Source organism: Oligoflexus sp., assembly GCF_035638955.1.
Lineage (GTDB): Bacteria > Bdellovibrionota_B > Oligoflexia > Oligoflexales > Oligoflexaceae > Oligoflexus.
Window position 1 is genome coordinate 54,301 of sequence record NZ_DASQYZ010000499.1, and the last position, 25,199, is coordinate 79,499.

A 25,199-nucleotide genomic window follows, 5' to 3' on the forward strand; every position below is an offset into this window, starting at 1 on the left:
GGGCAGCCAAGTCTCCGCGTGCAACCCGTTCTTTGGAGCCCAGCCTATGCAGTTTCGTTTCTCCTTCAAACACATGGAAACCTCCCAAGCACTGCAAAACTACGCAAAGGAAAAAATCAGAGTCGAGGTGGAGAAATTTGTCACCAAACCCATTGAAGCGCACGTGACATTTTCCGTGGAGCGTTATCAACATCAGGTTTTATGTTCCCTGGCTGGTGGTGATGGTTTTACAGTCAATGTCGAGCATGCCTGTGCCGACATGTACGGGTCAGTCGATCACATGATTGACAAGATGGTCACCCAGCTTAAGAAAAAGAAAGAGAAACTGAAAGACCATAAACATCCCAAAGCGGTCATTCCTTTTGGTTCCATCGAGCCTGCGGATGACTTTGAAGCCGTTGTTATCGATGCGGCTGATATCGTGAAATTCGAAAAAGTCGTCAAACAACGCCGATAATTCCGGAGCCGCAGCGCCCGCTGCGGCTTTTCCTGAACAATATCCAGCCCCTGCCAAGCCCTCGTTGACCTTTCTCACCACCGCCTGTACCGATGTCCATTCATGGGAGTTTGCAATGAGTGCACCTCAGGTCCAAGGACTTTTTCTGAGCGGCGGTCACAGTCAGCGTATGGGGACCGACAAGGGCCTCTTATGCTATGGCGGTCAGCAAACTGAAATTGAGCGCTGGAAAGCTGTGTTTGACCAGCTCCATGTGCCATTTTTTTGGAGCCAACGCCCGGCACAGTATCCCGCGGATCTTTTTCCGCACATCCCAAGAGTCATCGATAGGCATCCAGGTTCCGGACCTTTGGCCGCGCTCCTCTCGGCCCATCGGTGGGCACCGACGTCGGCCTGGCTGGTCCTGGCCTGTGATTGGCCCCTGCTGGGATTTGAGGATATGCAGCATCTTTTGCAGAATCGCCGGTCTGATCTATCAGCCACCAGTTATGTGCATCAAGGGCGCCGGGAACCGCTCTGCAGCCTTTATGAGCCCGACTTTTTACGTGCCGCCGAGGCCTCATGGCAGGCCGGCGAGTCAAGCCTCAACCGTCTGCTCCAGGCCGCAACGGCCTGGGAGATTCCGGCTCTTGATGCCAAGCGATGGATGAATGCGAATGATGAGGCGGCACGTCAGCACGCTGAGGTCACGGTCAGGCAGGCGACTTCTCAAAACCTTCCTCATCAAAATGCCCGCTGAAACAGGACTCTGTTTCCATTTTCGTGAAGTACATTTTTTTGCAGTACAGGCACTGATATTTGGCATCCATGCGGACCCAGGTCTTGGGAAAATCCGCCTTGGTTTTTCGGGGCGTCTGGTCCGAGGTTTCATTCGGAATCTCAACTTCGGATTCGACATGTTCCGCCTGGTCCAACGATTCCTCATGATCCAGTGGTTTGGAAACAGGACGGGTGGCCATGGTTTTCATGGCCACCAGACGAATGCGCGAAGGTCGATGCGTGGGCGCTTCCAGCGGTAGATCATTAAGCAGCTGTTCATGAACATGCAGTTGATTACGATCCCCCTGACAGCGGCGCGCGCAGCTCAGGGCATCACTTTCGTCCTTATAATCACGGCAACAGAAGTGACAGCGAAAGACCACATGACGGCCATTGAGTTTGCGCAGCACCACGGGGTAAAGGGTCTGCACATCATACCAGCAGTGGTTGAGGCAGTTGTTGGCTTCGACTTTGGTTTTGTATTCGCTGCGGCAAATGCTGCAGATATAGCAATCATCACGGCAGATCACCTTGCGGATCACCGGCAGAATAAGTCCCGAATTGGTAAGATGACGACCCATGAAACACTCCGAGTGTTTCCATCGGCACCCCCTGCCTGGCCTTGAGATATTTTGTAAAAATCTTTATAATTCTTAGTGAAATCAAATGGTTAAATCGTGGATCCAGCGCTTGGGTAAGGGAAGTCTGGGCGGCCCGCCCTAAGATTGCCGGTGCAACCGGCCCGCTTCCCAATAGGGCAGGGCCAATCCAAAAATAATGACCACCGCCATGCCCAGAAGCGAAACAGGCGGAATGGTTTCCTGGAGAAAAAAGTAAGCCAGAACTCCGGAAAACAACGGGGCTGAGTACTGGAGCGGCGCCACCTGCGTCGCCGGTGCCAGGCGGAAGGCCATGGTTAAACACAGCTGAGCGGCCATCGCGGGAAGGATGGATGCAATCAGCCAGATCCATCCCATGCGCGTGATGGGGAAGTGCTCGCCTTGAATGAGCAGCATCACAGCACTCAAAATGGTGCCAGCCAGGCCCAGACTCAACATGATCTGTTCGTTGCGCACACGCTTGAGCATGCGAATGGAAAAGTATGCGGCTGCAGACAGAGGACCACTGAGCATCGCGATCAGCACGTCGCCCACTTCGATAGCATGACCCGATCCACTGCGAATCCCAAGACCGACCAGAGCGACACCTGCGAAGCCTACCAGCAACGCCACCCCGCGTGTTCGCGTGACCGCCTCATGCCCCAGGAAAAGAGCCAGCATGGTGACATAAAGAGGACTTGAATTGGAAAAGAGAGAGGCCATACCGAGCGGAATATGCAGCACACCGTAGTAATATGCGGTCAGGCTCATGACACCGGCTGTGCCACGGGCCCAGATCCAAAGGTTTTCCTGAGGGGCGAGTTTTTCAGCGGGATACTTACGCAGAAGAGCCATGCAAAGCAAGGAAAGAGCCAGCGAACGCAGCAGCATGGGCTCCCAGGGCGTCAACTTAAAAGCCTGCCCCGAAGCCATGGACTCACCGCGTTCACTCATTCGGATCAAAAGGATATTGCTGCTGAAACTGAGCTGAGCCAACAGCATGTAGAAAAACGCCCGAAACGGGCGATCCGCTTTTATATCCACGATGCGATCACAGACGACCTTCCTGGGCGGTCACGATATCGGTTTTAATCACGCGACCATATTTCTTGGCAATATCCTGAATCTTGGAAGCCTGACCAATCAAAAGAATATCCAGGTTTTCCACCGGGAAATGCTTTTTGATCAGATCATTGGCCTGCGTCAAAGTCAGGTTGTTCACTTCCGCTTCGAAGTTATTGATGATGACATCCGAAAGATTGTAAACCCACATCTCCACCAGCAGGTTACTCAGCGCGGCGGATGTTTCATAACGTGGCGGGAATTGTCCCTTCACATAGGCTTTGGCTGAATCGAGTGTCGCTTTATCCACGCCGGCTTTCACAAAACCGGTATAAGTTTTGAGCGCCAGGTCCAGCGCCTGGCTGGTCGTCTCAGTGGCCGTAAACGAGGAAATCGAAAACGTCCCGGCGTTTTTTAGGCCTTCAAAGCGGCTGCGCGCCCCATAGGTCAGACCGGTTTTAACGCGCAGTTCCTCGTTCAGCAGCGAGGTGAAGCGTCCCCCAAGAATGGTATTGACCACCTGCAGGCCGATCCAGTTTTGATCGTCGCGTTTCACACCCATGCCACCGATACGAAACGTGGTTTCACTGGCGTCGTCCTTATTCACGAGCAAAACGCGGCTGGTGCCTTTGCTTTCGCTGCTGACGTTGGCTATGGGTTTGGCCTGGGTGGCTGCGGAGGACCAGCTGCCGAAATTTTTCTCGACCAATTTTTTCATACTGGCGATATCCAGGTCACCCACCACGCTGATGGCAGCGTTTTGCGGACGATAGGCACTGGCGTGAAATTTCTGCAGATCAGCGCGAGAGAGTTTGCCGATGCTGGTTGGCGTTCCGCCCATAGGCGTCCCGTAAGGATGCTCATCGAACACGAGACGGTTGAAGAACTGATCCGCCACCTGATTCGGACTTTCCTTGGCCTTTTTCAGCTCGGTGACCGCGCGGTCCCGCAGCTTGGCCACTTCCTTGTCAGGAAAGGTGGGCAGCCGCAGAATCTCACTGAAGACAGGCAGAAGTTTGTCGGCATCCTTGGTCGCCAAAGAAATCTGCAGCGTCGTGAAATCCTGATCGATGGCCGAACCAAAGTAAGCACCGTGGAAGTCGAAGAGATCCTCAAGCTTATCCTTGGTATAATTTTTGGTTCCCAGGTTCAGCGCATCCCCGGTGAAGGAAGCCAAACCATATTGGGCTCCATCCAGGACGCTACCGGATTGAATGCCGACGGTCACATGCAAAAGGGGAACTTCCTTTTGCGGCATCAGATAAACTTTCATGCCATTCGGCAGGGCATAGGTTTCATAGGGCGGCAGCTTAAACGTTTCGGCCTGGGCGTAAGGCGCCAGGGTCAAGAGCGCTGCTGTGGCCAAAGTCATCAGTCGGGCATATGTTTGAGTCATGGAGAGGCTTTCCTTTCAATAACGGAAATCGGCGGGTTCCCGGATATCCTGCACGCCCACCGTGCGATTGCTCTTCTGAAAGTAGGTCGTCAGAATGCGGGTAATGTCCGCAGGCGTGACCTTTTCATAGGAGCCGGCCGCTTCGAAAAGTTTCTGATAACCGCCGTGAAAGACTTCGAAGTCACCCAGCAGCTGTGATTTGCCGTTGATGGTTTCCATGCGGCGGTAAAGGTCGACGACTTTCTTGTTCTTGGCTTTTTGCAGTTCCTGAGCGGTCACGGGTTTTTTCTTCATCAGATCGATTTCACTCAGCAGCAGCCGCTCCATCGTCCCTGGGTCCTTGCCTTCCATGCCGGATACAAACACGGCAAAGAGTGTCGGATCAAAGGCCTGAGGCAGGTCGGCCGTGACATTGGACGCGATACGTTTGTCATCGACCATGAGCTTAACCAGACGCGAGGATGGTCCCCCGGTGAGGATTTCTGTCAGAAGATCGAGCGCATAAAAATCAGCGTGCCTGGTTTCAGGAACATGCCAGGCGACCATGACCTGCGGAGCCGTGGCCGATTCCTTGATCACAAAAACGCGCTTTTCACCGTGCTGTGGCGGTTCCTTGGTGCGAACTTCGGGAACTTTTTCATTGCGAGCAATGACTTCAATTTTATCGGCGAGCAATTTTCTGACATCCGCCGGTTTGATATCGCCGCTGATCACCATCACTGCATTGCTCGGGTTATAGTAGGTGCGGAAATAACGTTCCAGATCTTCGCGGCTCCAGGCTTTGATATCGGATTCAAATCCGATTACAGGCCAGGAATAAGGATGGGCATGATAGGACGAGCTTTTTACGGTTTCATAGAGGCGTTCCCACGGATCATTTTCCAAACCTGTGGAACGTTCGGAAAGAACGACCCCGCGCTCGCTTTCGATTTTTTTATCATCAATGGCAAGAGACGCGATACGATCAGCTTCCAAATCAAAAATAGTCTGCATCGCAGCTGCGGTGAACCAATTGGTGTAAACCGTGACATCGGCCGTGGTGTAAGCGTTGTTGGAGCCGCCTGCAGCTTCCATCACCTTATCAAATGATCCTGGCGGAAAATTTTTGGAGCCATTGAACATCATGTGTTCAAAGAAGTGGGAGAGTCCGGTAATACCGGGCACTTCGTTGCGCGATCCCACTTTCCAAAACGTATACATGTTGGCATTCGGAATCGAATGATCTTCCAGCAGCAGAACTTTCATTCCATTTTTTAATTGCAGCGTCTGCACTTCACTGCTCTGCATGACTGCCTGCGCGGAACCAGCAAAGCTAAAGAGAGCGCCCCACACAGCATATTGCCAAGCTTTCATTGAAAACCTCCTTGTGACCTATACTCCACGTGATTTATGGCAGAGGACTGCCGGCAGGAGCAACTGATTAAATACCGAGCCAGGATGTAACTGACAAAAACGCCAGCGTTCCCTTCCATTGGTCGGTGACACCAACTTTTTCACCGCCTCGGTTATAGGTCGCTTGCATTTGGGATTGAATGGGCACGCTCAGTCCCAGACTGAAGACCAGACCTTCCACGCGGGTCATGATCCAGTCCGGTTTGTGGCCTTGCGGGCGAGCGGGTTGCCAGCGACTGTAAAATAAGGCCGGCTGCACGAAAATCCAACGATTCCGCACGACCCAGCTACTGGAAATTTGACCGTCACTCAGCTGTTCATCCTGATAGGAACGGGCGATCCATTCGTTGTATTCCAATCCAAGTTCAACGCCCCAATCCCCTTCACGCTTGCGTAAAAGCTGCCCCGGCAGGACGTGGCCGGCCCGAAATCGAAAACCGGTCCCGATGAAATCCAAGGGCGGACTTTCCGGTAGACGTTGACCGTTCGGCCCCAGGATCAGGCTGAGTTCGAAGAGGCTCCACCACGCCGGTCGCACCCAGCCACGACCGATGTCGATATAGGGCGCCACGGCTTGAATTTGATAATCGTAATCGGCTTTGATGTCCAGACGTCGGAGGCTGGTGCCAATGCTCCAGGCATGTTCGCGCGCCGCGAATTTTGCGGGATTGGGAGGTGGCTCCGATTCTGCTGCCTGGGATACGTTGCAGCCCAGCAGCAGAATGGCGAGAATCTTAAGGTTTGATGTTTGCATGACGCTTTTTATCAATAATTTGAATAATGAAAATCGAAAGTTCATACAGCAGCCACATCGGAATCGCCATAATCAACTGTCCCACAGGATCCGGTGTGGGCGTGATGACAGCGGCCACGATCACGATGGCGACCATGACGATGCGGCGGTTGGCCTTCAAGGATTGGGCGCTGACAACGCCGACCATGGAGAGCACAATCAGGATGATCGGCGTTTCAAAAATTATCCCGAAACCCAGCATCAGAAGAGTCAGGAGCGACATGTAATCACTGACCGTGATGATCGGCGTCGCCACCGTCTGGCCGAGGCCAATCAAGTAACCCAGCGACCAGGGGACCATAACGAAATAGCAAAAGCACACGCCGGACACGAACAGAAGGACGGCTGAGATCAGAAAAGGCGCCGCATACTTTTTTTCGTGTTCGTAAAGAGCGGGTTCCACAAAACGCCACAGCTGGTAAAGCCAGATGGGGCAACCGACCACCATGGAGACAAAAAGCGCCAGCTTGCATTGGGCCATGAAGACATCCATGGGACCGGTGAAATGCAGGACGTTGGCGCCTTTGGGCAGAACCGCGATCAGCGGGGTTTTCAGGTAATTAAGGATATGTTCCGAGAAGTAAAAGGCGACCATAAACAGGATAAGGATGGCCAGGACGGATTTGAAGATGCGCGAACGAAGTTCGTCGACATGCTCCAAAAGTCCCATGACTTTGAGATTTTCGCTGCGGGATGTCGTTTCCTGACCGTCCAACTTTCCTTGTTCTGTCATCTTCAGTGCGCCTCTAACCAGTTATCGCCAAATCCGACTTCAACTTTTAAAGGGACGCCGAGGTCCATGGCATGCTCCATCTCATCCTTGATCAGCTGCATGACCGGTTCGACTTCCGTTCGGGGACATTCAAAAACCAATTCATCGTGGACCTGAAGAAGCATTTTAGCATGGTATGGTGATTCCTCCAGCTTCTTTTGGACCAGAATCATGGCCTTCTTGATAAGATCCGCCGCACTGCCTTGAACAGGAGAGTTGACCGCAATATTTTGCGCATTCGCCAGTCCAGCCCCATCCTGACTGTTGTTGATCTCTTTTAGGGGTCGACGACGGCCCAGAAGTGTGCGTGTGTACTCATGCTCACGCGCGAATTGAATGGAGCTTTCAATATAACTCCGAATGCGCGGGTAGGAGGTAAAATAACGATCAATAAATTCCTTGGCCTCTTTCATGGAGACCCCGGTTTCCCGCGCCAGACGCTGGGGACCCATCCCATAAATGATCCCAAAGTTGATGGCCTTGGCCTGGGACCTTTGATTGGGCGTAACCTCGGTCGGCGGAACGCCCAATATTTTGGCAGCAGTCGCCGTATGGATATCCAAGCCCTGGGCGAACGCCTCCTTCAGATTCTCATCCTCGGCTAGCGCTGCCAGAATGCGCAGCTCGATCTGCGAATAGTCAGCCGAGACGATGACCCAGTCGTTCTGTGAGGGACGAAAGGCCTTGCGAATCTCCCGACCGGCTTCGGAGCGAATGGGAATGTTCTGCATGTTGGGATCCGACGAACTGAGACGACCCGTCGCTGTTCCCGCTTGATGAAAGTGCGTATGAATACGCGTGGTGCCGGAATGAATCAATTGCGGCAGACTGTCGACATAGGTGTTCTTCAGTTTGGTGACCATGCGGTAGGTGAGCAGCGCCTTGGGCAAGGGATGGCTCTCCATCTGCTCCAGCACGGAAACGTCCGTCGAGTACCCCGACTTGGTTTTCTTGATGCGCTTCAGGCCCAGCTGCTCATGAATCTTCATCTTTTCAAACAGGATGACCTGCAGCTGTTTCGGTGAATTGATATTGAAAGTCTCACCCGCTGCCGCATAAATTTCCTTTTCCAGCAGCGCCGCCTGATCCGCCAGCTTATTGGAAATTTCGCTTAGAATATCCATGTCCACATTGATGCCACGGTGCTCGATCTTGGCCAGAATAGGGACCAAAGGCATTTCAATGGTTTCAAAGATCGTGGTCAATTCCATGGCTTCGAGCTTGGGACGCAGCGTTTTATAGAGCCGCAGCGTATAATCCGCGTCTTCGCACGCATATTCAGTGAGTTTATCCAAAGGTGCACTCAGCATGGAGCCCTTGGTGTCCAGCAGTTCGGAGGTTGGAATCTTGCGATATTGAAGATAGCGCAGGCAGCAATCATCCAGCCCGTGACCCCGTTCCATCGGATCGATCAGATAAGCGGCCATCATGGTGTCGGCCAGCGGCCCTTCCACCTTGATGCCGATATTGGCCAGCATCTGCATATCGAATTTCTGATTGTGACCAACCTTCAAAACTCCGGGTTGGCTGAGAACTTCGGCAATGACGCTTTTGACCTGCTCTTCGGGAACCAGCCGATGCGATTCGTGCAGCGGCAGGTAATAGGCTTCACCTGTTTCCGTGGCAAAACTTGCGCCGATCGGCACATCGGAACAGCGATCGAGACCTGTAGTTTCCGTATCGTACGCAATCACATCCGCCTTGCTCATGATCTCGACGAAGTTTTTCAATTCAGCTTCCGTGCGCACCACTTGGTAATGATGAGAGGCACGGGCAGCGGCCTGCGCGGCGGTGAGTTGCGCGGTGTTGGGCAGAGTATGCATGCGCTTTCGCACGCGGTCGACATACTGCTTAAATTCCAGTTCTTCCATCAAAGCCAGCAGCTCGGGATTGCCCAGCGCCGTATCAGGATCACAACGCATTTCACTCAGCTCATGATGCATCCCATATTCGGTATGAATCGTGACCAGCTGCTTCGACAGATAGGCCAGATCCCGATTGGCTTCCAAGGCTTCGCGCTGACGTTTATTGGTCACCTTGTCAAGGTTTGCATAGATGCCGTCGAGCGAATGAAATTCCTGGATAAGTTTGGCGGCGCCCTTGTCCCCAATGCCGGGAACGCCTGGCACGTTGTCCGAGGCATCGCCCATGAGAGCCAGAATGTCGATGACCTGATCGGGTTTGCAGCCGAATTTATCAAAGACCCCCTGCAGTTCACAGATCGCGTTTTCTCCGCCTTTTTTCGGCTGAACGAGGCTGACATGCGGGCCAACGAGCTGCATGAAGTCCTTATCGCCCGATACAATGTAGCAGTGCAGCTGAGGCGACGCCTTCTGCACAGCCAGCGATCCGATCAAATCGTCCGCTTCGAGTCCAGGTTCCTTGAGGACGGCAGCCTGCATGGCCTGGAACAGACGAAATAATAAAGGAATCTGCGCCGCAAGTTCTTCGGGCATCTCCTTTCGATTGGCTTTATAGGCTTCGTAGAGTTTGTGGCGAAAGGTTTGTTCCTTGCTATCCGTGGCAAACACCAGATAGTCTGGTCTTTCCTTTTCGATAAGGCCCCACAAATACATCAGCGAGCCGTAGACAGCGTTGACCGGCTGACCGCTGGAGGTACTGAGTGAACGAATGGCATAAAAGGTTCGAAAGGCCATAGCCATGGTATCTATGATAAAGAGGCGCTGTTTACTCATATCAGGCAATCCTTGCGGGTGAATGTCTTGCACTCGGCAACGTACAGGTTTATCTGATTTTCGAGCCGTCGGGTAGACGCCTTTTCTGCATCCAGGAGGTAAGAGGTTTGGCCGCTAAATATTGGCTTATGAAGACGGAGCCGGAGACATTTTCATGGCAGGACCTGATGCAGCGTCCCGGTCGCCTTGAATCATGGGACGGGGTGCGCAATTATCAGGCGCGGAATTTCATGCGCGATGAATTTGCCGAAGGCCAGGAAGTTTTTATTTATCACAGCAGCACGGCCGAACCAGGAATTGTAGGCGTCGCTCGTATCGCACGGGCGGCCTATCCGGACCCCACGGCTTTGCGGCCGGATTCGCCTTATTTCGATCCCAAGTCGGCGGAAGCCGGCAAATCCCGGTGGGTCATGGTGGACGTGGAAGCCGTCGCATCTTTTGCGACCACGATTACTTTGCAATCCCTGCGGGAGCATCCCAAGCTGCAGGACATGGTGCTCCTGCAAAGAGGGCAGAGGCTGTCCATTCAGGCCGTTCGACCCGAGGAGTGGAAGATCATTTGCAAAATGGCTAAACTCATTCCCGTGGTCTAAAGCGGAAGGAGTTTGCGCATGAAAGCGTTTATCGCCCAGGCCTTCGTGATTTTTTTAAGCCTGCAGCTCGGCAGCTGTCGGCATACGGAAACGCCTGCCGTCTCACCGGAGCCCGTGGATCATGCCATCCGTGTGGATCCTGGAATCCACGATACACATAAGCTTGATTGGACGGCTAAGAGTAGCTACGTGGATATGAAGGTGCCTTATGCGCCGATCGCCGCTTTGAAAAAAGACATCGAGACCCGTGAAGGCGTCGTGCTGCAAAGCCGTGGGGAAGCCCATATTACGGTGATCATCCCACCGGAAATGTCCGTCCTGCGCACCCGGCTCAGCCTCGAGCAGATTAACGGCTTGATCGAGAAAATGTCGATTCAGGCCACGCGCCTGCACATTCAGTGTCTTGGACGGGGACAGTTGAAACAGAATGGCCAGCGACAGGCGACCTATTATCTGCTGGTTCAGGCGCCAGGTCTGGTCCAGGTTCGGGATAAATTGCGGCAGATGTTCGTGGCGGCCGGTGGTGATAGGCAGGCGTTTGTTGCGGAACGGTATAGTGCCCACATTACGGTGGGATTTACAGACCGTGATCTGCATGCCACGGATGGGGTGATCAAGGACAGCAAAACCTGTCTTTACAAGGTACTGTAGATCTTCATCTGGACGCCGATTTTGAAACTCACCGCCTGGTAGTCCGAGGACTGCTTGAGATTCTCTTCCAGATCCGCTCCGGTTCCCGATGTCAGCGTCAGTTTATTGCCCGGCGCCACATTCTGGCGATCCAGCCGCCCAGCCGCGGCATCCCAATTCTGTTGCGCGGCATCCCACTGCACGCCGGCCAGGAATGAAAGGCGTTCGCTCCAGCGGCGCTGGACTAAAAACTCGTGGCGCATGGCCCGTTGAGACATGCCTGAAATGTGCAGATTCTGCGTGCTATTGGGCGTGGAAATATTCTGGTCCTGAGAGCCCTGCCCCATGGACAAGGTCGCGATATAGCCGACGTTCCATTGTTCTGTCAGAGCATAGTCAACATTCAGACCTAAACCGAGGGTGCGTGCCTGGTAGCTATTAAAGTATGTGGAGCCATCGACATCCCGAAAAACGGTCCAACGCTGTTCATTCAGATCGACGCGCGGTCCGAGAGTCCAGCCGCCTCCGTCGTAGAGTACCACCTGACAGCCAAGACCAAGCCCGCTCAAGGAATCCAAAGTTCCCTCGCTACTGGAGCCGCTTCCGACAAAGGGAGCGAGATCACAGGAAACTTCATTCTTTTGCGAGACCTGAGTATTCAATGCGGCCAAAGCCAATGCTGCTATCCAAACCATAAAGTGGTCCTACCCCTTGAATTTCTAGCGAGACTTGGTTTACTAAAGATTCGGTGGGGAGTCCAGACCAAAAGGCACCTTTGGCGCATCATACGGAAAGATCGTTCTCAGGCATATTGACTCAGCTAAAGCGGTTTATCCAAAAGCGCGGATGCCTATGTTAAGATTCGAAATGGAGACGGGTCAGTCTCCCCAGCAATCCACTCTTTCTCATATGTGATTGGAGAACCAGCGTTGTTGTGGAAAGTCTATAACATTGAAACCGGAAAGATCATGAAGGCAGGTTTTGAGTCCGAGGATGATGCCAAGGACTGGGTCGATGGACGTTTCGAAGACCTTGCCGATGAATATGCGGTTGAAGAAATGGACCAGGACGAAGAGGACGATTGGCGCGAAGCCAATGAGGAGGAAGCCGACGTCGTGGCCGCCCCTGTCGTGGAGGAGGAAGTTGAATTCGCCGATGACGATGATGAGTTTTTGGATGAAGACGAAGAGGAATCCGATGAGGAATCCCTCGACGAAGTCTTTGAAGATGAAGATGATGAAGACTGATTTTCTCTTATTTTAAGCGTTTTCCGTTAACGCTCGGCGCCGCTCTTGCTCAAGAGATCGCCGAGCGTTCGTTCCATCCTTTGCAGCGCATCCTGCACTTCCTTGGCTTGAATCGACAAAGGTGGCACGAAATACATGGTGTTGCCCAGGGTCCGCATGAGCAGCCCATGGCGTCGCGCCACGACCGGAACCTTCTGGGCCAGCGGATGAAAGTAATCGCCCGCTCCCGATCCTGGCAGCTCAAAGGCTAGAATTGCGCCCAGCGCGCGCGGTGCTATGAGTCCCAGTTCCTGGGCCCGACGCTCAATCCAATTCCGCGTGATGTCTTCCATTGCCGCGACACGATCCAGAATTTTTTCACTGCCATAGATTTCCAATGTCGCCAAGGCCGCCGCGCAGGCCATGGCACTGCCGGTATAGGTGTGGCCGTGGAGCAGGGCTTTGGTCCCATCCTGATCCAGGAAATATTGAAACATGGCTTCGGTGGTGAGGGTCACGGCCAGGGGCAGGGTGCCGCCGGTCAGGCCTTTGGCTATGCAAACGATATCAGGGTTAAGGCCGGCCCGTTCAAAAGCGAAATAGGAACCCAGCCGACCCATGCCGGTGAAAACTTCATCCAGGATCAACGGGATTTGATGCTGGTTGGCGAGGCGCCCGAGATTCTGAAGCCAGGTTAAATCCTGAAGATTCATCCCCGAAGCCCCCTGCACCCAGGGTTCAATGATCACGCCGGCCAGTTCGTGCCCGAAATCCTGAAACATCGATTCCAGTTCCTGAAGCCCTTGCGATCGTGCGGCCGGTCCTTCCGGGCGAAGCTTCGAGGCATGAGCCGTCACAGGGGCCAGGCTTTTTCCTGCGAAAAGATAGGGAGAAAAGGCTTTGTGAAAGCCCTCGGATGCGCCGACCGACATGGCGCCGAAGGTATCACCGTGGTATGCCCCCTTAAAAAACAGAAAACTTTTACGATGAAAGACGCCACGGTTTTGCCAGCTTTGAGCCGCCATCTTTAAAGCGACTTCCACCGCGCAGCTGCCGTTATCGGAATAAAAAACTCGCGGCAGCTGACCATGCGAAAGGTCGACCAGGCTTTTGGCGAGAAGGCTGGCGGGCTCATGGGTGGCGCCCGCAAAGATGCAGTGATCTATTTTTCCATGCTGGCGGGCGATGGCCGCACCAATTTTCGGATGGCCGTGACCTGCGGAGTTGGTCCACCATGAGGCACTGGCATCGATGAGTTTTTCGCCCGTTTGGGTTTCGAGATAAATCCCCTGGGCCTTGACGATCGGAAGGGGCGCCGGCGCAGTCTGATGCTGAGTATAAGGATGCCAGCAGTGCTGCTGATCGAGGATTTTCCAATCCACCTTATTGTACGGCTTGAGGCCCTGACTCACGAAGTCGTAGAGCTGTTCACAGGATTCCCACCAGGCTGTGGAAGGGTTGTCAAGGTCCTGCCAGGGAAAGGCGAAAAAACGCTGGTCGGGGCGCATGCGCTGTAGACTTTGGAGATTGGCTTCATGAGTTGGACCGTTGATGACAACGGCCACAACCTGAATGCCGGCATGGTCCAGGGCTTCCAGCGAGAGCAGCGTATGATTCAAAGTGCCGAGTCCACTGCTGGCCACCAGGAGGGTTGGAAGGTTGGCTTGCGCTGCAAAATCGCGCCATGTTTCATTGTCTTCATTTAAAGGAACGAGCAGACCTCCAGCACCTTCGATCAGAACCGGCGCGTTCGAACGAAGAGCGTCTCGCAGCTCAACCACGGAAGGTGCCGGCATCCCAGCTGCCACCGCCGCCTGATCCGGTGACGATGGCAAAGGGTAGGACCAAACCCGCCCCTCATAAACGGTCAGATCCGGGCAGAGATTTTGCACCTGCTTTCGATCCACATCATCGCCACCGGTTTGCACGGGTTTCCAATACTGCAGGCGCTGCTCACGACGTTGCGCACCGACCAGCAGGGCGGCTGATATAATGGTTTTGCCGACGTCGGTGCCGGTTCCTGTAACAAATAATTTCATGATAAAGCCTTCCTGGACAGCTCGCTCAGAACATCTTTGATGCGCGCTTCATCCGCATCGCTCAGGCCGGCATGCAAGGACAAGCGCAAACGGCAGCCGCCTTCAGGAACGGTCGGTGGGCGAATGGCCCTAACCAGAACACCCCGCTCTTTGCAGAATTCCTCGGCGGCCAGGGCCATCGCTTCACGGCCCAGAATAATAGGAATGATATGCGTGGCACTGGTGCCTTTGTTGAAACCGAGAGCCTCAATATGCTGATGCATACGGTCCACTCTGTCTTGAAAAGCTTCTCGCGCCGCCTGCATTTCTTTCATCATTTGGACACTTTCCAAAAGAGCAGCGGCCATCCAGGGGGAAGCCCCGGTGGTGAAGATAAAACTCCGTGCGGTATTGATCAGGTGCTCACGCAGCCAAACAGGTCCACAGATAAAGGCGCCGCTGCCGGCCATGGCCTTGCCGCAAGGATTGACCGAAATATAGAGGTCAGGATCGATTCCTTGCACGGCCATCCATCCCTGGCCTTGGGGGCCCAGAACGCCAAGGGCGTGCGCTTCATCGACAATCAGTACGGCTTCATAACGTTGGGCTAATGCGGCGAGTTCACGCGCCGGGCAGAGGTCGCCATCCATGCTGTAGAGGGATTCGACCACAATAATTTTTAAGGCGGCTGAACAACTCTGCAGAAGGCTTTCGAGATGCCCGATATCATTGTGCCGAAAAATATGCTTTTGCTCAGGCCTCAGCCGTGCGAGTCGCATGCCATCGATCAGGCTCGCATGATTCCACTCGTCGGAAAAATAGACCGCATCACCGAGATGCAAGGCGCTCATGAGAGCTTCGTTGGCGGCATAACCCGATGGAAAATAAAGCGCGCTGGCGGCACCCTTCCATTGGGCGAACGCAGCTTCGACTTCAGCATAGATCGCATGTTCCCCACCGAGCAAACGACTGGCGCCGGAACCTGCAGGCCATAGGGCAGCCGCTGCGAGGGCGCGCGCTTGAAAATCGCGGTCCTCCCGGAGTCCCATGTAGTCATTGTGGGTAAGGTCAATGCCGCTGCCCTGACCCAGAGGTCGCAGACGCCGGCGCCTCTGCAGAGCGTCGAGCGTCGCAAGCTTATTCTGGATCAAGGCCGCCAGCGTTTTCATCAGTGAACCGCTTGGCAGGAAACTCCGGCATTGTCAGTCGCGACAGGAGTCTCAGGAGCACTGAGTTCGACAGGTTTGAGGCCCAGACGTTTCAGCAAGGAACGGTCACGATCCTCGCCTGGGTTGGGAGTCGTCAGAAGTTTATCGCCGGTAAAAATCGAACTGGCGCCGGCCATAAAACAAAGGGCCTGGGCTTCGTCGCTCATTTGGGTCCGGCCCGCGGATAAACGAACGCGACTGCTGGGCATGATGATACAGGCCGTGGCAATGGTTCGTACCATTTCGAAGATATCGATTTCCTCTTTATCCGCCAGTGGGGTGCCTTCAACCTTGACCAATAGATTGACGGGGACCGATTCAGGATGCGGATCCAGATGATTCAGTTGGTGCAAAAGGCCGACGCGGTCGCCTTTGGTCTCGCCCATGCCGACAATACCGCCGCAGCAAACAGTCATGCCTGCTTTGCGCACATTGTCCAGGGTGTCGAGGCGATCCTGATAAACGCGGGTGCTGATAATATCGCCGTAGTACTCCGGCGAGGTATCCAAATTATGATTGTAGGCATAAACGCCGGCTTCGGCGAGCTGCTGCGCCTGCTCCTCATCGAGCATGCCCAAGGTCGTACAGACTTCCAAGCCTAATTTACGCACCCCTCGAACCGCTTCAAGGACCTGATCGAACTGCGGGCCTTTTTTCGGTGGATTCCGCCAGGCAGCGCCCATACAGAAACGGCTTGAACCGTTATCTCGGGCTTCCTTGGCCGCTGCGATGATGTCATGAATAGGCAGAAGTCCATGAGCCGCCACGTTTGTGGTGTAGTGGGCGCTTTGCGGGCAATACGCGCAATTTTCCTTGCAGCCGCCGGTTTTAATCGACAGCAGGGTGCTCATCTGAATTTCATCAGGAGCATAGTAACGACGATGGACGCTTTGCGCCAGATACACCAGGGTGGTGATCGGCAAATCATAGATCGCTTGGATTTCATCGCGTGTATAATCATAACGCGGTTCGCCCAAGGCCAAGTGTTCCAGGTCCAACATCCAATAACCCCCTCTTTTGATCCTCCATAGGGCCTCATTCTTAGTACAATTCAAGGGTGTTTGCGAGAGATATTGGCGAAAACGGTGCAACGTGGTAGCAATCTTAGCTCCTAAGTGATGACAGGTATGAAACGGCGATTGTAGTATAGTAGAAATGTCAAAATTACCAATCGGGAGTCTCGCGCCAGATGTTGAACTTTGCACTGCACCGGATTTTTCGCATCGTGACAGGTTTAAGTTTAATTTTCCTTCTGGGTCTGGGGTCTTCAGCGGCTCTATTGGCGCAGGATACGCCGGCAAAAGATGCGAGCAACGCGGCTTCCGGTGAGGTGGGTGAAGAAACGGCAACCCAGGTTGCCGATTTTGGATCTCACTCCATGATCTCCCAGGCCTGGCGTAGCGGCCTGGTTGTGTTCACCGTCCTGGTCGTGCTGATCGCGTTTTCCATTATCAGCTGGGCGGTCTTTATTTGGAAAATGGTCGTTCTGCGCAAACACACCGCCACCAGCGAGGCTTTCATCAAGAACTTTTGGGAAAGCCGATCGCTCAATGATCTGAACAGCCGTCTGGGCGAGTATCCTTATAGTCCGGCCAAGGAAGTGTTCCGGACCGGATACGCTGAGCTGGTGCGTGGCAGTCAATTGAAAGAAAACGCGACCCAACCGCAATTGGCCATCAATGCCGCCATTGAAAACCTGAATCGCTCCCTTGGCAAAGCCAAACGAGTGGAACGCAAAAAGCTGGAATCGTATCTGTCGCTGCTGGCCATCATCGCATCGTCAGCGCCTTTTATCGGCCTGTTTGGAACGGTTTGGGGTATCATGGGCTCATTCGAAGGGATTGCGCGCACCGGTTCCGCGAGTCTCGCAGCCGTGGCTCCCGGTATTTCCGAAGCTTTGATTGCCACCGCCTTTGGTCTTCTGGCGGCGATTCCGGCTGTGATTGGTTTCAACGCAGCCCAGGGCCGTATCCGTAACCTGGTCGGTTCCCTGGATGGTTTCATCGCTGACTTTTTGAATATTGTCGGCCGTTATCTGGTCAGTGAGAAAAAGGGTGGATCTGCCACCACACAATCACCCCTGTGAGGCGCTCTCATGGATTTTAAATCATCGCAGTCCGATAATGATGACGATACTGGACACATGGCCGACATCAACATCGTGCCTTTGGTCGACGTGATGCTGGTGCTCCTGATCATCTTTATGGTGACCGCGCCGCTTTCCATTGGCGGCATTAACGTCGACCTGCCGAGCAGCAAGGCCCGGAGTCGGGATATGGCGGAAGATCGCATCGTGTTGTCCATCAACACCAAAGGCGAGTATTTCATCGAAAAAATGGAAGTGCCGGCGGGTGTTTTGGACCAGCGCCTAAAAGATCTCTATCAGCAGCGTGAAAAGAAGGAACTTTATATCCGCGCTGACAAGGCCGTGGTCTATGGCCGTGTGGTTGATGCCATGAGTGCGGCCAAGCTTGCGGGCGTGACCCGTATCAGCATGCTGACTCAAGCCCCCAACAAACCCCAATAACGGACGAGGGACGCCCTTGGCATCGATCAGCGAGTCCGAAAACGAAGCGATGGCAGCCGATTCACGGTCGCTGTCCAAGTTCATCGGTATATCCGTAGCAGCCCACTTGATTGGGTTCGTCCTGAGCTTTTTTAATATCTTTGGCCTGCCCAAACCGGCTCTGGAAGAGTGGAGTATCGATACTGAACTCCTGAGCGATATGGATATGGGTTCGGCAGCCAAGACGGTCATTCCCAGTGCTCAGAAAGCTGAAGAAGCCAGCGTGCCGACCAATCAGCTGCCCCAGTTACCCAAGACCGTGACGATCAAGGAAAAGATCAAAGAAGAGGAAGGGGTGCTGGAGGAGAAAAAAGACGAGAAGATCGACGAGGGTAAAAACATCACCAAGGATGCGGAACAGGACGGCCAGGCCATTGTTAAACCGGATGCCGCCGTGAAGCTGAAAAAATCCGAAGCCCTGGAACGTCTGGTCCGCGAACGCCTGAAAGAGCAACAAAAAGAAGAAACCAAGGAGCTGAAGAGCCAGGATACTTCGGACCTGGCGCAGATCCGGGATGTTTTGAAGAATGCCGGGGTCACCCAAAGTTCAGGTGGGATTGTCTCCATTGCCGAGAATAATCGGTACAAAGCCTATTTGGGGGCCGTCTTAAAACGAAATTATGCCATGCCTTCCACCTATCAGGTGACCAAGGCCGACATGTCTGCTGTCCTGGCTGTTGTCATCAATGTCCGTGGTGAATTGATGAACGTTGAAGTGCAGACGAGTTCCGGTGATACCGTATTTGACGATTACTGCATGCAGACCGTGCAAAAGTCCTCGCCGTTCAATCCGCCGCCCAAGGAACTGGCCGGTGAGACTCTCGCGGTGGTCTGCAAGCGTTGAAGACTTATTGAAGCCGACACTCGAGTCGCTGGATATATGAGGAGTATGAAGATCATGAAGCGTCTGGCTATCGTTTTATTCAGTCTCTGGTCAATCATGCCCAGAGCCTTTGGAGCCGAAGGCTCGGGTCAAATGACGATCAACATTGATAATCCGGCTTTCCGCAAGCTGGTTGTCGCCGTACCTAAGATTCAGGTTGCCGGTCAGGTGCAAAGTCCGCAGGGGAAAAAGCTGGCGGAAGAAGGTTCGCAGGAATTGATCCGCCTTCTGCAGTTTTCCGGTTTTTTTGCGGCCCTGGCGGAAGGTGCTTATACCGGAGCCTGGGATCAGTTCGCCAAAGCCCGCAAGACCACGGAATCCGCAGCCTGGATTACGGATAGCAAGGGTTTGAGTGGGGAAGAGGTGGTTCAGTGGCGTGCGCTGGGTGTGGAGTCCTTGACTATGGGAGCTTTGACCGAAGATCCCCAGAAGGGTTTGACGCTGTCGTTCAAGACCTTTGACGTCAACCGCAGCAAGGAAATCCTGGCCAAGCAGTTCACTCATATCACCGATTATAAAGCGTCGATTCGTCAGTATGCGGATTTCCTGTTGGAAGCTTATACCGGAAAATCCGGCATCTTTAATTCCAAGATTGCCTTTGTCGGTCGCCGCAGCAAGGCCTCCAACAAACAAATCTTCATCGCTGACTTTGATGGCTCCAACATCACCCAGATTACCGATGGTGAGTCGCCGCATCTGTCTCCATCCTGGAGTTCGGATGGTCGTTACGTCATTTACACATCCTACGAAAGCAAGTCGCCCGATCTTTATATCTACGACACCACCACGCGTACCAAACGCAAGGTGACCAGCACGCCGGGTCTTGACAGTGGCGGCAACTTCGCACCGAATGGCAAAGCCATCGCGCACACCAGCTCGCGTGGGGATGATACGGATATCTTCACGATCAGCCCGGCCGGTACAGATCGGAAGATTCTGCTGGAAGGTTCGGGCCTGGACGTCGATCCCAAATTTTCTCCTGATGGTAAATGGCTGGCCTGGGTATCAGGACGCTTTGGTAACCCGCATATCTTTGTCGCGTCCCTGGCCTGGAATGGGGATGCACCGAAAATTTCCAGTGATAAACGTTTGACCTATTCCGGTTGGTATAATGCGACGCCGGCCTGGACCCCTGAATCGGATAAGATTGCGTTTGGTGGTTATGACCGTGACATCGATCGCTGGGATATTTTTATGATGAATCCGGACGGCACCCAGCTCGAGCGTTTGACGCTGAAAAGCGGTGACAGTGAAAGCCCCAGCTTTTCCCCGAACGGTCAGTTGATTGTGTTCCAGTCGAACCGGATTGGCGATTCCAATGGCAAGGGTAATTCAACGCTTTGGATTATGAATCGGGACGGCAGCAATCAGCATAAGTTGGACGTCACGGGTCTTTACGACTGCCAAACGCCAACATGGTCGTCCAACCGTAAAGGACCATAAAGAGCGAAGGAGGGTGTTGCAAAATAGCTGATATTACTGATTAATTACCAATCGACACCCTTGGCACCAGCTGGATAATTCGCAATAGTTTTTCTCACGGATGAGGAAATTATGGCGAAGTATAGATCCCAAAGCCGACAGGTATTTGGTCAAAAATCTGCTGATTTTGTGTTGTAAGACCACAGGTCCAGATGTGTAGCGCAAATTGTCAACCAAGTGGATCTAAGTTCCTTCGACAAGGCTTTTAAGAACGGTGGGGTTGGGCGATCGGCTTTTCCAGTTCGTCGCCTAACTGCACCGTTGATTTACTCGTTTCTCGATGGCGTATACTCTACAAGGCGAATTGAAAGGTATTGTCACGAGAATGTGATATATCGATACCTTTGCGACGATGATCCCCCAGATCATTCGACCATTTCCAGATTTTGAAGAAGATTTGGTTTAGAGATCGAATCCCTATTTCAACAGGGATTGAAACTGGCTGAGAAGCTATCCTTGGTCCATTATCAACACGTTGCCGGAAATCGCGGAAATCATAGAATTAGGCAGTCATCATATCCAGCCCCTGGATTGGTTGTAATCACTCGCACACAGAATCGGACGGCATTGGCAGCCGATGAAGGGGTTCAGCTGCCCCCGGGTCGGCTGGTATAGTCGGCTCCCAAGTCCTGATCAACATATGAGCGCTGATTCGAAGCCCCTTTTCTCAAACTCTGCTGTCCACCTTGTCATTGCCTTAATCTCAGATCAGAGCCAATAAACGCAAGCAACGAACCTGCTCTTTGAAAACCAAGATCGATCTTAATTTTCGGAGAGAGTTTGAGATCCAGTTGTTGAGGTCTTCAAATCATTCCAGGTTGAACGAATTATCATCGAAGTTAATTGAAACACGTGGCTCTGCAGGACTCTGGAAAGAATTGATTCCGAGCTGGGGATTACTGTGTGTCGAATACGTGAAGAAGCAGTTAATGGTTTTTGCGTACAGGGATGTTGACAGAGTCGCGGAAACTACGAATATAATGGCTTTCATAATTCCTTCCATATCCTGATTGAATGCCAAGTTGCAGGGAATTTTTAAGGACCCAATCTTTCCATCTGGCTGCCGATAGTATGAAAAATGGTACAATTACACAAACGATTGCCATTCATCGAGGCCCAGGTTTGTCTCTTGAACGCATTAACGATGGAGAGCTAGCGACATGAACCGACCGACGTTCCCTGGACTTGACAATATACTGTTTTTGGTCCTAACCATGTTCGTTGGTCTTGGCTACCCCCTCCTTCATGCCGTTGAAAGACCCACTCAGGATCACTCTCCAACCTTCACGCGAATGCCTTTGCATCAGTTCCTCTATTATTCTGAGGATCCATCCCGAGCGGCCACGTTGGAGGAGATAACATCGCTTGCTGAGAAAGATTGGCAGGAAAACCCCGGAAAAGATGTTGCTCTCAATAAAAAATTTTCGCGTTCCGTTTACTGGCTCCGCTTTGACCTGAGGGGGCTTTTAAAAAACCATGCTGAAGACTTGGTATTTTCCTCAGCCTACCCCCTGGGCGACAAGATGGACTTTTATGTCAAGCAAAAAGACGGTTCTTTTATTTCGGTCGTTGCAGGGGATCGCGTTGTCGACAATGGAGCCCGGCTTATCAAAGGAAGGCTCCCTGCACTCCTCGTTAAGGCCTCAGAAGATGAAGGGCTTTTCTTTATACGCTTTGACACTCAAGGTACCTATCTCTTCAATTTTAGGCTCGAAAGCCCTGAGTCTTTTCGTGCCACCGAATCCCAGGATTTGATTATTTTCGGTATTTTTGTTGGTGTATGCTTGGCTATGATCCTCTACAATCTATTCATATTTCTCACGTTCAACAATTCCACCTATCTTGTCTATATAGTAGCGATATTCTGCCTGATGATGAATTCGTTAGGCTTTTCTGGGATGTTTAACGTCTTCTTTCCCTTCAATTTCTATCTTGCTAATGAAGGATATGTCGTTGCCGCTGGCGTCAGTAATATAGCGTCAATCGTGTTTTGTTTCATGTTCCTGGATATGCGACTCAAATCAAAATTCGGCTATACCTTTGGGCTGGTCATTGCAGTCTGTGTCTTGACCATTGCATTGACTCATATCAGCTATACACATGGTGCTGCTCTTGTGTCCGTAGTTGGCATTATTAACCCCATTGTTCTACTGACAGCCGGTCTGCAGTCGTGTTTTAAGAAGTTTCGACCGGCCTATTTCTATTCTTTAGCCTGGTTGATGCTTTTGCTAGGGAGCGTTGGTACAGGGCTTCAGGTCTACAATATCGTGAAACCAAACTTCATCTCTGAATGGGGACAATTCTTTGGCGTCATGCTTGAGTCGATTCTAATATCGATGGCTCTTGGAGACAAAATCAAATATTTCCAGGCAAAATCAAAACGGGAAATCAAGCTACAGAATGAAATTATAAGCAGTTTGAACCGGAACCTTGAAAGCCAGGTGAAAGAACAGACCAGGGATATCACTTCAATTCTGGAAAATATTAACCAGGGACTTGTTGTGTTATATGAGCATGGCGGCCGCGTTCTTATTCACAAAGCTTATTCAAAAGCTCTTGAGAAGCAAATTGAACATGATGACCTCAGCGAAAAAGACGTTTTCCCGCTTATTTTTGAACGATCAAGTTTAAACCTCGAGCAAATATCCATTCTTAAATCCACGATAGAAATGAGTCTTGGTGCTCCTGAAATTCAATATACAATCAATTCCCATCTTCTTGTTAGAGAGCTTGAGATCCAGGTCTCATCTCAACTGAAAATATTTGAAATTGATTGGGCGCCAATGCTGTCCGAGAGCGGGTTAGTTCAAAAGATTCTGCTGACTATTCGAGATGTTACAAATCTGCGCGCACTGCAAACCGAATCGAGGCAGAAGGATGTGGAAATCGCCAAGATTATTGAAATTACCAGCGTTGAACGTAAACATTTCGCGTCGTTCCTGGAAATATCCGAACACTACCTCAAGGAAGTGTTTGATGTCATTGACAACCATGAGGTTCACGCCGAAGGCCTCAAGGCTGCCTACCGCAACCTCCACACTATGAAAGGCCTTGCCCGTAACTATAAACTTCATAAGCTGTCCGAGAAGGTCCACTTAACTGAAAATCTGATGCAGAGTTTGTTGACTGAGAAAAAAGACGACAGAAATCTTGCGTTGTTCCGCGAGGCTATTGTGGGACTTGAAGCAGACTTGAAGTCGTATACTGATTTAGCCATTAAGAAGCTAGGAATACGTTTTCACGATTCCGTAGTCGAGGTTTCTGTCGAAAAACTAAAAAAATGGTACGTACTCAGCAGAAACTTATTTCGTGCCAATGAGGTTTCAAATGTCCACCCCATCGCATTAGTTTCGACGCAATCAAAATGGGTCAAGCAGCAGATTGAGCACGAGTCCCGCAGCAAAGACTACGAAGGATTGCTCTATGAAATTAGACAAACATATGCATTAACTTTAAGGGATATTTTGGCTGAATCAATTCTAACTTCAAAGAAAATAGCCAAGGACTGTCAGAAAAAAGCGCCTGATTTTCAGATAGATGACGGTGACTTATTCCTTTCTCAAGAATGCGTTCACGTTTTAAAAGCAGCATTCGTTCATCTCGTCAGCAACTCCATAGATCACGGGATTGAATCTGATGATGTACGAAAGTTGAACAACAAAAGAGCTCAAGGCACGATTTCCATTCGCTTGGCAAAATCCGTTGCGGATGAGCGTGTCTATCACATTGAGTATTTTGATGATGGTCAAGGTCTGAGTCTGAAGAAAATTGAAGAAATGGCATTGCAAAAGGGAATCTGCGAGAAGGATCATCATTTGTGTGCCGAAGATCTGGCCCAGCTTATATTCTTGCCTGATTTTTCGACAAAACAAAGTGTAACGCAAATCTCGGGCCGAGGCATTGGGTTGAACGCTGTCAAAACCTATTTGGAGGAAAAGGGTGCAAGGATACAGCTTACACTAAGTGAGCTGGTCCTTACTGGACTGAGAGAATCAAGTAATCTCGCCTTAAACTATCAAACAGATTCTGTGGATAGCAGATGCCCGTTCAAATTCCTGATCACGTTGCCACAGAGTTTCATAGATGTTTGAGCTTTGTAAGTAGGGCAGTGGTAAGGATTCGTTAAAAAACCCACCATTTCCTCTGTAAGTCTTCTACCACAAGGGATCTAGTAAGATTGCCGTTTCGGCTGCATTACGCCTACAGGTGCTGGACGATCAAAAAAACCTGCGCCTTGTATGGTGGCCGAAATCCGCGTCCTTTCGTATGGAGTTTTGGCATTCAAAAATCACTCGATTAGTGATAGCCTTCAAACCTGCATGTGCAGGGTCAGTTGATCAAGCCCTACCGTGACTATAGAGGGGTCGATGTCATTGGAGGTTGGCGTTGGCATCCGACCTTGAATGTTGGGCTTATCACCGAAATTGATGCCGACGAAGCCCTGGCGACTTTACGGTTCGTCAATCGGCTCTATCTCGCACTCATAGTCTTGTTCATGGGCATCACCAGCTTCGCTGCGGTTTCCCACTTTGCCTTGATTCGCTTAAGGCCAGCGGCTCGATTGGGTGCTCGGATGGGGCAGTATAAGCTTTTGCGCAAAATTGCCGAAGGCGGCATCGGGGAAATTTATTTGGCCCGACATGCTTTTTTAAAGCGTCCTACAGCCA

22 protein-coding genes and 1 pseudogene are annotated in these 25,199 nt (G+C 52.0%); 12 read left to right on the top strand and 11 right to left on the bottom strand.

The window, feature by feature from the left end:
• The first annotated feature begins 46 nt into the window (after positions 1–46).
• Together hpf and mobA are read left to right on the top strand one after the other, a co-directional pair.
• Positions 47–457, top strand: a complete 411-nt coding sequence (gene hpf, locus VE954_RS41070; RefSeq protein ID WP_324964174.1) for a ribosome hibernation-promoting factor, HPF/YfiA family — start codon at positions 47–49, stop codon at positions 455–457.
• 115 nt (positions 458–572) lie between these two features.
• Positions 573–1,196, top strand: a complete 624-nt coding sequence (gene mobA / locus VE954_RS41075) for a molybdenum cofactor guanylyltransferase (RefSeq protein ID WP_324964176.1) — start codon at positions 573–575, stop codon at positions 1,194–1,196.
• On the opposite strand, the gene VE954_RS41080 is transcribed toward mobA, so the two are convergent.
• From VE954_RS41080 to polA, 7 genes are all read right to left on the bottom strand, one after another.
• Positions 1,150–1,797 carry a hypothetical protein gene (locus tag VE954_RS41080; protein ID WP_324964178.1) on the bottom strand — a complete coding sequence of 216 codons (648 nt, stop codon included), beginning with the start codon at positions 1,795–1,797 and terminating at the stop codon, positions 1,150–1,152. The genes mobA and VE954_RS41080 overlap by 47 nt on opposite strands.
• 138 nt (positions 1,798–1,935) lie before the next feature.
• Positions 1,936–2,859 (bottom strand): DMT family transporter, encoded by a 924-nt coding sequence (locus tag VE954_RS41085; RefSeq protein WP_324964180.1) that lies wholly within the window; start codon positions 2,857–2,859, stop codon positions 1,936–1,938.
• 7 nt (positions 2,860–2,866) lie between these two features.
• Positions 2,867–4,273 (bottom strand): pitrilysin family protein, encoded by a 1,407-nt coding sequence (locus tag VE954_RS41090; RefSeq protein ID WP_324964182.1) that lies wholly within the window; start codon positions 4,271–4,273, stop codon positions 2,867–2,869.
• Between the two features lie 15 nt (positions 4,274–4,288).
• Complete coding sequence (locus tag VE954_RS41095; protein WP_324964184.1) at positions 4,289–5,626, bottom strand: pitrilysin family protein; 1,338 nt, start codon at positions 5,624–5,626, stop codon at positions 4,289–4,291.
• A gap of 67 nt (positions 5,627–5,693) precedes the next feature.
• Positions 5,694–6,419: a hypothetical protein gene (locus VE954_RS41100; RefSeq protein ID WP_324964186.1), complete on the bottom strand. Its 726-nt coding sequence runs from the start codon at positions 6,417–6,419 to the stop codon at positions 5,694–5,696.
• Positions 6,400–7,191, bottom strand: coding sequence for a twin-arginine translocase subunit TatC (tatC, locus tag VE954_RS41105; RefSeq protein ID WP_324964188.1), 792 nt, complete (start codon positions 7,189–7,191; stop codon positions 6,400–6,402). The genes VE954_RS41100 and tatC overlap by 20 nt, the downstream gene beginning before the upstream one ends.
• 2 nt (positions 7,192–7,193) lie before the next feature.
• Positions 7,194–9,926: a DNA polymerase I gene (polA, locus tag VE954_RS41110; protein ID WP_324964190.1), complete on the bottom strand. Its 2,733-nt coding sequence runs from the start codon at positions 9,924–9,926 to the stop codon at positions 7,194–7,196.
• A 107-nt stretch (positions 9,927–10,033) separates the two neighbouring features.
• Here polA and VE954_RS41115 point away from each other — a divergent pair, with 107 nt between their 5' ends.
• Together VE954_RS41115 and VE954_RS41120 are read left to right on the top strand one after the other, a co-directional pair.
• Complete coding sequence (locus VE954_RS41115; protein WP_324964192.1) at positions 10,034–10,519, top strand: EVE domain-containing protein; 486 nt, start codon at positions 10,034–10,036, stop codon at positions 10,517–10,519.
• 18 nt (positions 10,520–10,537) lie between these two features.
• On the top strand, positions 10,538–11,170 hold the full coding sequence (locus VE954_RS41120; RefSeq protein ID WP_324964194.1) for a hypothetical protein: 633 nt from the start codon (positions 10,538–10,540) through the stop codon (positions 11,168–11,170).
• Here the strand turns inward: VE954_RS41120 and VE954_RS41125 are convergent.
• The gene (locus tag VE954_RS41125; RefSeq protein WP_324964196.1) at positions 11,155–11,844 is read right to left on the bottom strand and encodes a hypothetical protein; all 690 of its coding nucleotides are present in this window, start codon (positions 11,842–11,844) and stop codon (positions 11,155–11,157) included. The two genes, VE954_RS41120 and VE954_RS41125, sit on opposite strands and share 16 nt — an antisense overlap.
• A gap of 234 nt (positions 11,845–12,078) precedes the next feature.
• Between VE954_RS41125 and VE954_RS41130 the strand changes: the two genes are divergently transcribed.
• Positions 12,079–12,396 carry a hypothetical protein gene (locus VE954_RS41130; RefSeq protein WP_324964198.1) on the top strand — a complete coding sequence of 106 codons (318 nt, stop codon included), beginning with the start codon at positions 12,079–12,081 and terminating at the stop codon, positions 12,394–12,396.
• A gap of 26 nt (positions 12,397–12,422) precedes the next feature.
• Here the strand turns inward: VE954_RS41130 and bioA are convergent, their stop codons facing one another.
• Genes bioA through bioB form a run of 3 tightly spaced genes read right to left on the bottom strand, consistent with a single transcriptional unit; the run spans position 12,423 to position 16,578 of the window.
• A complete protein-coding gene (gene bioA / locus VE954_RS41135; protein ID WP_324964200.1) occupies positions 12,423–14,414 on the bottom strand; it encodes an adenosylmethionine--8-amino-7-oxononanoate transaminase in 1,992 nt (663 codons plus the stop codon).
• On the bottom strand, positions 14,411–15,562 hold the full coding sequence (locus tag VE954_RS41140) for an 8-amino-7-oxononanoate synthase (RefSeq protein WP_324964202.1): 1,152 nt from the start codon (positions 15,560–15,562) through the stop codon (positions 14,411–14,413). The genes bioA and VE954_RS41140 overlap by 4 nt, the downstream gene beginning before the upstream one ends.
• Positions 15,562–16,578: a biotin synthase BioB gene (gene bioB, locus VE954_RS41145; RefSeq protein ID WP_349263874.1), complete on the bottom strand. Its 1,017-nt coding sequence runs from the start codon at positions 16,576–16,578 to the stop codon at positions 15,562–15,564. Before bioB ends, VE954_RS41140 begins: the two co-directional genes overlap by 1 nt.
• Positions 16,579–16,790: 212 nt before the next feature.
• Here bioB and VE954_RS41150 point away from each other — a divergent pair, with 212 nt between their 5' ends.
• The 7 genes and pseudogenes from VE954_RS41150 to VE954_RS41175 all read left to right on the top strand — a co-directional run.
• A complete protein-coding gene (locus VE954_RS41150) occupies positions 16,791–17,687 on the top strand; it encodes a MotA/TolQ/ExbB proton channel family protein (protein ID WP_324964206.1) in 897 nt (298 codons plus the stop codon).
• A gap of 9 nt (positions 17,688–17,696) precedes the next feature.
• Positions 17,697–18,128 (top strand): ExbD/TolR family protein, encoded by a 432-nt coding sequence (locus tag VE954_RS41155; protein ID WP_324964207.1) that lies wholly within the window; start codon positions 17,697–17,699, stop codon positions 18,126–18,128.
• A gap of 16 nt (positions 18,129–18,144) precedes the next feature.
• Positions 18,145–19,011, top strand: a complete 867-nt coding sequence (locus VE954_RS41160; RefSeq protein WP_324964209.1) for a TonB family protein — start codon at positions 18,145–18,147, stop codon at positions 19,009–19,011.
• A 54-nt stretch (positions 19,012–19,065) separates the two neighbouring features.
• Positions 19,066–20,493, top strand: a complete 1,428-nt coding sequence (locus VE954_RS41165) for a hypothetical protein (protein WP_324964211.1) — start codon at positions 19,066–19,068, stop codon at positions 20,491–20,493.
• 216 nt (positions 20,494–20,709) lie between these two features.
• Positions 20,710–20,922, top strand: a complete 213-nt coding sequence (locus VE954_RS44640; RefSeq protein WP_414699077.1) for a transposase — start codon at positions 20,710–20,712, stop codon at positions 20,920–20,922.
• A 770-nt stretch (positions 20,923–21,692) separates the two neighbouring features.
• Positions 21,693–24,623: a 7TM diverse intracellular signaling domain-containing protein gene (locus VE954_RS41170; protein ID WP_324964213.1), complete on the top strand. Its 2,931-nt coding sequence runs from the start codon at positions 21,693–21,695 to the stop codon at positions 24,621–24,623.
• A gap of 242 nt (positions 24,624–24,865) precedes the next feature.
• A pseudogene (locus VE954_RS41175) lies at positions 24,866–25,199 on the top strand (serine/threonine protein kinase); the annotation flags it as partial.